The organism is Cellulosimicrobium sp. RS, from assembly GCF_046159675.1.
GTDB lineage: Bacteria > Actinomycetota > Actinomycetes > Actinomycetales > Cellulomonadaceae > Cellulosimicrobium > Cellulosimicrobium funkei.
Genome location: NZ_JBJXVU010000026.1, coordinates 1 through 923, shown reverse-complemented (window position 1 = coordinate 923; position 923 = coordinate 1). Strand labels below are relative to the sequence as shown.

At 74.5% G+C, this 923-nt stretch carries 1 protein-coding gene; it reads right to left on the bottom strand.

The window, feature by feature from the left end; translation table 11 throughout:
- On the bottom strand, window positions 1-923 hold a 923-nt coding region (locus ACI769_RS19825; protein WP_409142172.1), incomplete at both ends, for an Ig-like domain-containing protein.

The window sequence follows — 923 nt, the reverse complement described above, 5'->3', positions numbered from 1 at the left end:
GAGCGCACGTCGTCGCCCGCGACCGTCGCGGCCGCCGACGCGAGGTACAGGTCGTCGCCGTCCGGGTCCTTGAAGAAGGGCAGCACCTTGATCGTCGCGGCGCCGCCCTGGGCGACGCGCAGGACCGGGTCGCCGGTCTGCTCGGGGGGAGCGTTCTCGCCCCAGGGGGACACCTTGAGGGTGACGCCCGCCTCGGCGACGCCGCCGCGGCCGTCGGACACGGAGTACCGGAACGACCCCGTGCCCTCGGCGTCCTCGGGGACCACGGCCTGGAGCGCGGCGCCGCCCATGATGGTCTGCACGGTCGCGTTCGACGGCGAGTCCCCGACGAGCGACGCCGTCATCACGTCCCCGTCCGGGTCCACGTCGTTGCCCAGCACCGGCAGGATCGTCGTGCGCCCCGGACGCACCCCGAACGCGTCGTCCTTCGGCTGCGGCGGCCGGTTCGGCTGGGACCGGTCCGCGATGAACTGGTCCACCTGCTCGGGATTCGTCAGCTCCGCGTCGGCCTCCTCGCCCTCGGCCTCCTCCGGCATCTGGACGTCCCAGTCGTCGACCTTCTGGTACTCGTCCGCCGCCATCCACAACGTCCCCGCCGACAGGTCGTTGAGCACGATCACCTGCCGGTTCACCCGGTACTCCAGGCGGGTCTGGGGATCGAGCCCCTCGAGGCGCTCGTCGACGTCGCGGTCGGTGCCCTCGCAGTCGCGGATCACCTGGCCGGTCGAGGCCCACGCCCCGTACGTGCACGACCCGAGGCGCACCGGGGCGGCCGGGACGCCCTGGGCGGCGCGGCGCTGGGCGTCGCCGCCCTTCAGGGGCTGGGTCACGAGCGCGTCGGTCGTCGCGACGACGACGTCGCCCGACCCGGCGGACGGCTGCTGGAGCCGCGCCTGCTCCGCGCCCTCGACCGCGACGGTCCG